This window comes from Marinobacter sp., from assembly GCF_048259445.1.
In the GTDB taxonomy this organism is placed as follows: Bacteria; Pseudomonadota; Gammaproteobacteria; order Pseudomonadales; family Oleiphilaceae; genus Marinobacter.
Map to the genome: position 1 here is coordinate 1 of NZ_JBLXHQ010000018.1, position 7,299 is coordinate 7,299.

5 protein-coding genes and 1 rRNA gene are annotated in these 7,299 nt (G+C 53.1%); 1 reads left to right on the top strand and 5 read right to left on the bottom strand.

Annotated features, from left to right (window positions below; translation table 11 throughout):
* A 5S ribosomal RNA gene (gene rrf, locus ACN0RL_RS13280) occupies positions 1-114 on the top strand; the annotation flags it as partial.
* A 96-nt stretch (positions 115-210) separates the two neighbouring features.
* Here rrf and ACN0RL_RS13285 read toward each other — a convergent pair.
* The 5 genes from ACN0RL_RS13285 to ACN0RL_RS13305 form a co-directional block, all read right to left on the bottom strand.
* Positions 211-891 (bottom strand): sensor histidine kinase, encoded by a 681-nt coding sequence (locus ACN0RL_RS13285; RefSeq protein WP_417517545.1) that lies wholly within the window; start codon positions 889-891, stop codon positions 211-213.
* Positions 888-2,537, bottom strand: coding sequence for a response regulator (locus ACN0RL_RS13290; protein ID WP_417517547.1), 1,650 nt, complete (start codon positions 2,535-2,537; stop codon positions 888-890). Before ACN0RL_RS13290 ends, ACN0RL_RS13285 begins: the two co-directional genes overlap by 4 nt.
* Positions 2,534-6,052: a NahK/ErcS family hybrid sensor histidine kinase/response regulator gene (locus ACN0RL_RS13295; RefSeq protein ID WP_417517549.1), complete on the bottom strand. Its 3,519-nt coding sequence runs from the start codon at positions 6,050-6,052 to the stop codon at positions 2,534-2,536. Before ACN0RL_RS13295 ends, ACN0RL_RS13290 begins: the two co-directional genes overlap by 4 nt.
* 52 nt (positions 6,053-6,104) lie before the next feature.
* Positions 6,105-6,611 carry a hypothetical protein gene (locus tag ACN0RL_RS13300; protein WP_417517551.1) on the bottom strand — a complete coding sequence of 169 codons (507 nt, stop codon included), beginning with the start codon at positions 6,609-6,611 and terminating at the stop codon, positions 6,105-6,107.
* A 97-nt stretch (positions 6,612-6,708) separates the two neighbouring features.
* A partial coding sequence (locus ACN0RL_RS13305) for a sodium:solute symporter family transporter (RefSeq protein WP_417517553.1) occupies positions 6,709-7,299 on the bottom strand: 591 nt, incomplete at its 5' end.

Sequence of the window (7,299 nt, forward strand, 5' to 3'; positions counted from 1 at the left end):
TGACGACCATAGCGGCCTGGAACCACCTGATCCCATCCCGAACTCAGAAGTGAAACAGGCCTGCGCCGATGGTAGTGTGGCATTTGCCCATGTGAGAGTAGGTCATCGTCAGACTCTTAATACCAAAACCCCAGTCTCTAACGAGACTGGGGTTTTTTTATGCCCGAAATTCAACTCGCCGATCAGCGCTGCGCTGAATTTCTCCGAATGCTACGGAAGCCAGATCTCGAAAACACCGCCGCTTAGATGCCCACCATTGTGCAGCTTGATGTAACCAGTCCGCTCTCCCTCGCTGTGAAGATCTGCGACAGCAGAAACAAAGAATAAGCCAAGGCTCGTACTGCCGGTGTTAAAGTCCAGAGATTTGAAGCTCAGCGTGCCGGTATGCTGCATACTCTCGGGATAACCCTCACCATCATCTTCCACGCCGATAACGAGATAATCATCGCGTTTATTCGCCGTTAGCCTGATTCTCGTTTTGGTATACCGAATAGCATTGTTGATGGTGTTATTAAGTGCGCCGGTAAGCAGGTCGGCATCAAAAAAACCATTAATTGGATCTGCATCAATGGAGTATTCGATGCCCAGTCCTTTCAGGAGGGGTGTGTGCCTGGCCAGGTGCTCAGACAGAAAGTCAGGAACAAAGTGTTCTTCGATGTGCGCAGAAAGGTTGTTTTCGCCCAGCCGGTAGATTCCCAAAAGCTGCACGAGGTCGTTGTGTATCCGTTCGGCTTCGTATTGCAAAGTGTTGAATCTGGAGGAGTCATTGAGCTTGTCCTCATTCTCGGCTCGTAGTTCATCCAGCGAGTTTAGCAGCATCCCCAGTGAGTTCTTCATGTCGTGCACGGCCAGAGCCAGAACCATAGAGAAGTCGATGTTTCGGTTTTTCATAGGTTCAGTGCCTTCAGTTTGCGTTGCAGGGCAAGATAGCGACGATATTGTCCGTGCTGTTCTGGCAGGTTAGCGAGTTGGTTGAGATGCTGCTGGCAGCTTTTCAGCAGGTCTTTTTTGGACGTGTCGCCTTCGTACTCCTTCATCAAAACCTGAACCTGATTAAGATTAAGGGCAGGGTGGTCCGGTATCATCTCAAGCGCTTTTTTGAATATGCTCCCGGCTTCCTTGAGATTGCCTGACTCAAATGCCTCTATTCCATCCCGGTTCAAACGACGGGCTTTAACTTTCATGCGAAAGCTGACGGGTTCATCCAACAGATTTTCAATCTTTTTCAGGGTGACCGGATCTTCGCTGAATTGATCAGCCAACTCTCCAAGAAGCGATTTGGCTTCTTCCCCGTAACCAAGGCGGAATAGTGTCTTTGCATAGTCCAGACTGGTTTCCAGGTCGGGAGCACGTGCGTTTCTTAGTTCAGGGCGAATGCGCTCAAGTACTTTTTCGGCTTTCTCAACCTGCTCCTGGCCGGCGTAGATTCGGCACTGAATAATCTGGCTGCGGAGTATGAGAGAGTCGCTATCCGGAAATCGCTTTTCCATATTGTTCAGGACAGAAAAGGCTTCTTTGGCGAGCGCCATTCCCTCCAGTTCTATATTGCCTTCACTGAGGTCGCAGAGCGTATGGCTGAGTGCAATATAGTGGTTCGGGCTGTCGTGAATGGAGTGAGTCCCAAGGTCTACAGTTCGCCGCCATGCCTCTGCTGCTGTATCCATGTCCTGGTTTGACTCAGCCAGTTCTGCCAGGTGTTTCTGGCGCAGCAGGGCATTGGGTGAATAGTCTGTCGCTCGCTCAAGAATTTTTTGAGCCTGGCCTGGCTTGTTCTGGCGTTCAAGGCCCTCCGCCAGAAGGTCATAAGCCTCCATATAGTCCGGATGACTGGCGATCAGCGCGCGCAGACCCGCAACAGCTTCATCATGGCGATGGTTGGCCAGCAGTACTTTGCTGTGTCCGAACCGCGCCCAGGACAGCTCTCGCTGGGAAAGAACCTCGTCGTATACTTTAATAGCGTGGGAAAGGTCGCCCAGCAGGAAATAGAGCTCTCCGAGGGTTTTCATGAGCCAGGTTTTATGGCGAGGCATTCGGGGGATAGCCTGCATGCAAAGTGAGATGGCTTCAGGGTAATTTTCCCGGTCGATCTCCCTGTTAATCGGAAGCAGGGCATTTCGTTGGCTGATCAGGCTACCGAGACGTTTCTCCAGCATGGCGCGGTTGATTGGTTTGGTGAGGTAGGCATCCGGCTGGTATTCACGGGCACCCATAACCATTTCCCTCGACGTCTCTGATGTCACCATGAGAAACAGCGACGACCGCTTGAGAAGCTTCTTGTGGCGCAGTTCTTCCAGAATATGCTGGCCGTTCTTGCCCTCGCCAAGATTATAATCGCAGAGAACTACATCAACGTGATTATAAGTGCAGTACTGCACAGCAGGCAGTGCGCGTGCAACCAGCTCTATATTATCTGCGCCACAGCTGCGAAGCATATGACGCATTGAAAGCCGGAAGTTCTCGAAGTCGTCGATCACAAGATAAGCGAGCTTGCCGAATGCACTTGTACCGGAATCGGACTTGTTGTCAGGTGCGCTCATGAGCGTTTCTGCTTCAGCAGTTTGTTTACCATGGCCCTCAGGGCAGCGGGTTTAACCGGTTTGTATAGGATTTGGTAGCCTCGTTCTATCGCGTCCTCGCGAACTTCCATCGCCATATATCCGGTTATCAGTATGCCCGGTATATCGTGCCCAACTGCGATGCGTATTGCATCCATTGCGTCCAGGCCGTTCTTGTCATCATCAAGCTGATAGTCCGCAAGTATAATATCGGGTTGCCTGGAGTTTAACTGTTCCAGAGCATCTTCCAGGCTATGAGCTGCCGTAATATCGCACTTCCAGTTCCCCAGTAGCGCCACCATCCCCTGCAAAATGGCTGGATCGTTATCGATGCAAAGTACGTTCAGCCCCCCAAGGCTGGATACCCGACGGGAGCTTGTAGCCGCCGTTTCTGATGTTTGGTAAGCCTGGTTTGAGGGTGCGATAGGAACGGTAATGCCAAACACGCTTCCCTTGCCCTGAACGGACTGGACACTTACTGGATGATTTAACATACCGCTGATGCGGTCCACGATTGCGAGGCCGAGCCCCAGCCCTTTTTTGTCCCGGCCCTGCTGAAAGCGCCGGAATTCCTCGAAAATAAAGGTCAGCTGGTCTTCCGGTATACCCGGGCCGGTGTCCCATACTTCTATGCGCAGAAACCCTTTCAGACGGCGACAACCCAGCAGAATTTTTCCTTCCGGAGTATAGCGTATGGCGTTGGACAGGAAGTTCTGTACCACGCGACGCAAGAGTTTTGAGTCAGAACGAATCCATGCACTACTGGGCACGACATGAAGCTTCAGGCCCTGATCTTCCGCAATGGCGGTAAAGTCGGTAGCGAGATGGCGCATAATGTCGTTAACCGGGAATACACCAATGTCTGGCTCCAGAGCTCCGGCATCAAGTTTGGAAATGTCGAGCAGGGTACTGATTATCTCTTCTGCTGCGCCGAGTGAGCTGTCGATATGATCTACGAGTTCTTTGTTCTCGGCATTGTTAGCTTTCCCGGCAAGCGCAGAGGTAAACAACCGTGCCGCATTCAGCGGTTGCAGGAGATCGTGACTGGCGGACGCAAGAAAGCGGGTTTTACTCTGGTTTGCCTGCTCGGCGACGGACTTCGCTTTGAGCATTTGCTCGTTGATAACCTGCAGTTCCTGCGTACGCTCTCTAACCCGCTGTTCCAGGTATATATTGGTTTCTTTCAGAGCTTGCTCAGTGCGGCGCATCGCCGTAATGTCCTGGAACGTTGTCACATAACCGCCACCAGGGATCGGGCTGCCATCTACCCGAACAATTGTCCCGTCTGGGCGCTGGCGCTCGTACGAAATAGGCTGACCTTCACGCATGCTGGCGTAGTGGTTGGTAATGATTTCGTCAATGCGCCGAGCCGGCAGATTTGCATTGGTGAGGTTGTAGCGCATCAGGTCTTCTGCCGGGCGCCCAACTCTCACAAAGCCTTTCGGATAAGTAAAAAGCTCCAGATAGCGATGGTTCCAGACCACCAGTTGTTGTTGCTGATTTACCACCGACACGCCTAGGCTTATGTTTTCGATGGCTGACTGCAGCAATTCCCGGCTGAAGGTCATGGCTTGTGATGCTTCGTCAACGATGCTGACCACATCCTCGATCTGCATGTCCCGACCCGTGAGAGTTGATTCCAGAACCACCCGGGCAGTAGATGCACCAATCACAGAGGCAAGCTGGCGCTCTATATACTTCATCAGGTGAGATGAAGCCGGCCGGTGTGGGTGCAGCCTTATGGCATTGCGGCGGCCGTAGTTACGGAAAATGGTTTCAGAGCGCTCCTCTCCCATGAATCTGTCGGTAAGAGCTTGCAGGTCTGATGTGAGTATTTCCCCCTGCCAGCTTTGATGCTGGACCGTATCACCTTTTGGGCTGGGCTCATGGAAAAACGAGGCGATCTGGATTTTCTCGCGCACTCGTTGGCGGGTAACCAGCGAGAGTGTTATGTAAACCAGTGTGTTGATGCCAAGGCTCCAGATAATGCCATGGCTGGTCTGATCGAGTTCAAGGCCGAATAATGCGGTCGGCCTTGTCCAGTTCAGGCCCCATAGACCTTTGTTTATCAGGGAGTCGGTGAACCAGCCGGTAGAAGCCAGAGCCGGGAGCAGTAGCGTGTAACACCACATGAGAAAGCCCAACCCGAGCCCCCAGGTTGCACCTGTTGCATTTCCGCGACGCCAGAGGATACCTCCGACCAGAGCCGGCCCGAATTGCGCGGCTGCGGCAAACGACAGCAGCCCGAATGACGTCAGGCTGTAGTCCTCTCCTGCCATCCGGTAAAAGCCATAGGCCGTCAGTAGAACAACAAAAATGGCCACCCGGCGGATGCCAAGCAGCAAAAAACTCAGGTCCGCCTGACGGTTCATCCTCGGCCGGAAAAACTTGAGCAATGCCGGCATGATGATTTCGTTACTCACCATGGTGGCGATAGCGACGGAGCAGACAATTACCATGGCAGCAGCAGCAGATCCGCCGCCAAGGAATGCGAGGATAGCCAGCCATTCTTTGCCCGCCATTATTGGTAGCTGCAGGATCAGAATATCCGGGTTGCCGCCTATGGCTTCCGGCTCCAGCAAGCCGGCTGCCGCAATAGGCAAAACGAAAGCGCTCGCTACCACGAGATAAATCGGCATAGCCCAGCGCGCAACTTCAAAATCCCGGGGGTCAGCATTCTCGACCACCATAACGTGAAATTGTCTTGGCAGGCAGATGATGGCGAGCATCGCCACCAGGGTTTGGGTGATGAATGCCGGAGCCTCGATAGCATCTGTGGTCAGAATGCCGGTCAGGTCGGCCTGCTGGATATTTGTGAACAGATCACCAAAGCCGTTGTAGAGCCCGTATCCGACAAAAAGTCCGACGGCAACAAAAGCAACAAGCTTGATAAGCGATTCAAAGGCAACGGCTTGAATCATGCCTCGATGGTGTTCTGTAGATTCCAGGTGGCGCGTGCCAAAAAGCACGGTGAATACTGTAAGGGCCAGGGTTATGTACCAGGCGGCATCATTCCAGGCCGCGGTAGTCAGCCCCCCGGCACCCGAGCCTGTGTCCGATAATACGCTGAAGCCCATGGCGATAGCTTTCAGCTGCAAGGCGATATAGGGCACGCTGCCAATCAACGCGAAGGCGGCGATCATGGCGGCTAACAGCTGTGACTTGCCATACCGGGAGGCAATGAAGTCTGCTATAGACGTGCTGTTGTTGCGTTTGCTTATGTGAATAATCCGGCGCAGCAGTGGTGCGCCGAAAACAAACACCAGTAGAGGGCCAAGATATATTGGCAGAAAGCCGAGCCCTTCCTGAGTAGCGCGGCCGACGGCGCCGTAAAATGTCCAGGAGGTGAAGTAGACCGCCAGTGATAGCGAATATACATGGGTTCGTGCCAGGCGCTTGCGATAAAGCCCGGGGTGTTTATCTCCTGCCCACGCGATGATAAACAGGATCGAAATGTAGGTGATGGAGATTAAAACCAGCAGCCAGGCACTAATCATATTTATAAATTTCCGTCAGGTCGGGCAAGCAACCTGGTTAGTTACCGGAACATCAGCCAGCACATACCTTGGAGAAAAGCGGGTCGTCCCGGTCAAGAACTTTGAGATTGTCTACTCTGGGTGTTCCATCAGAACCAATAGGAACGACCTCGCGGGTCGAGCAGTTAATAATGTGAACCCGATGTGAAACTGTGTCCGTAAGCTTCTGTTCAAAGCGGTAGAGCGTGAATCGAATGATGTCCGGGTTGTTGGTGTCCTGTGCGATGCTGTCCATATCCACTGTGGAAAACGCGGTTACATATGGGAAAGCCAGCGACCAGGGGCGCCAGAAAATCCCCTTGCTCTCTGTGCTCACGACGACAGCCTCATCTGGCAGGCGTGACTGTTTGTGGTCAAACCAGATGTATTCCCCGTAGATCAGATAGCCAAGCATACCAGCTCCGGCAAATACCGGAATAATCCATTTAGGCGCCCTATTGCGGGTGGCAGCCCGGATTCCCAGGGCAATGCCGGCGGCGCCCAGCCCGCAGAATACAGTGGCGACAAGAGTCCAGAACATAAATGTAATTCCTTAAAAAAGAACGGGCTTCCTCTAGGAGGAAGCCCGTTCAGTAACAACCTGTCAACTCATTGAGTAAAGCAGGTCGGGTTGTTGCTTAGTGGTCTTGAGCTTGTGCCGCACCGCGGGGGTAGCGAACGCTTTCAACCAGCTCCTGAATCTCAACGGGCGGCTCTTCAGTTGCATTGGATACAGCGAAGGCTACCGCAAAGTTGACCAGGGCGCCAATCGCACCGATCGACAGCGGAGAGATACCGAATACCCAGTTTGCCGGAATGTCTGCAAGGTTCGCAGTGCCCGGAATAAAGAGCCAGCCCTTGTACACAAAGATGTACGTCAGAGTGAACGCCAAGCCGCACAACATACCTGCAATGGCGCCGGTATTGTTAACACGCTTGGAGAAGATACCCATCATCAGGGTCGGGAACAGTGATGCCGCTGCAATACCGAAGGCCAGAGCGACCACCTGCGCTGCGAACCCCGGAGGATTGGCGCCAAGGTATGTCGCCACAACAATCGCTACGGCCATGGAGATACGGGCTGCCAGCAACTCGCCTTTCTCCGAAATGCCCGGATTAATTGAACCCTTGATCAAATCGTGACTGATTGCTGAGGATATAGCCAGCAACAGGCCTGCTGCGGTCGATAGTGCAGCCGCCAGACCACCTGCGGCTATCAGCCCGATAAC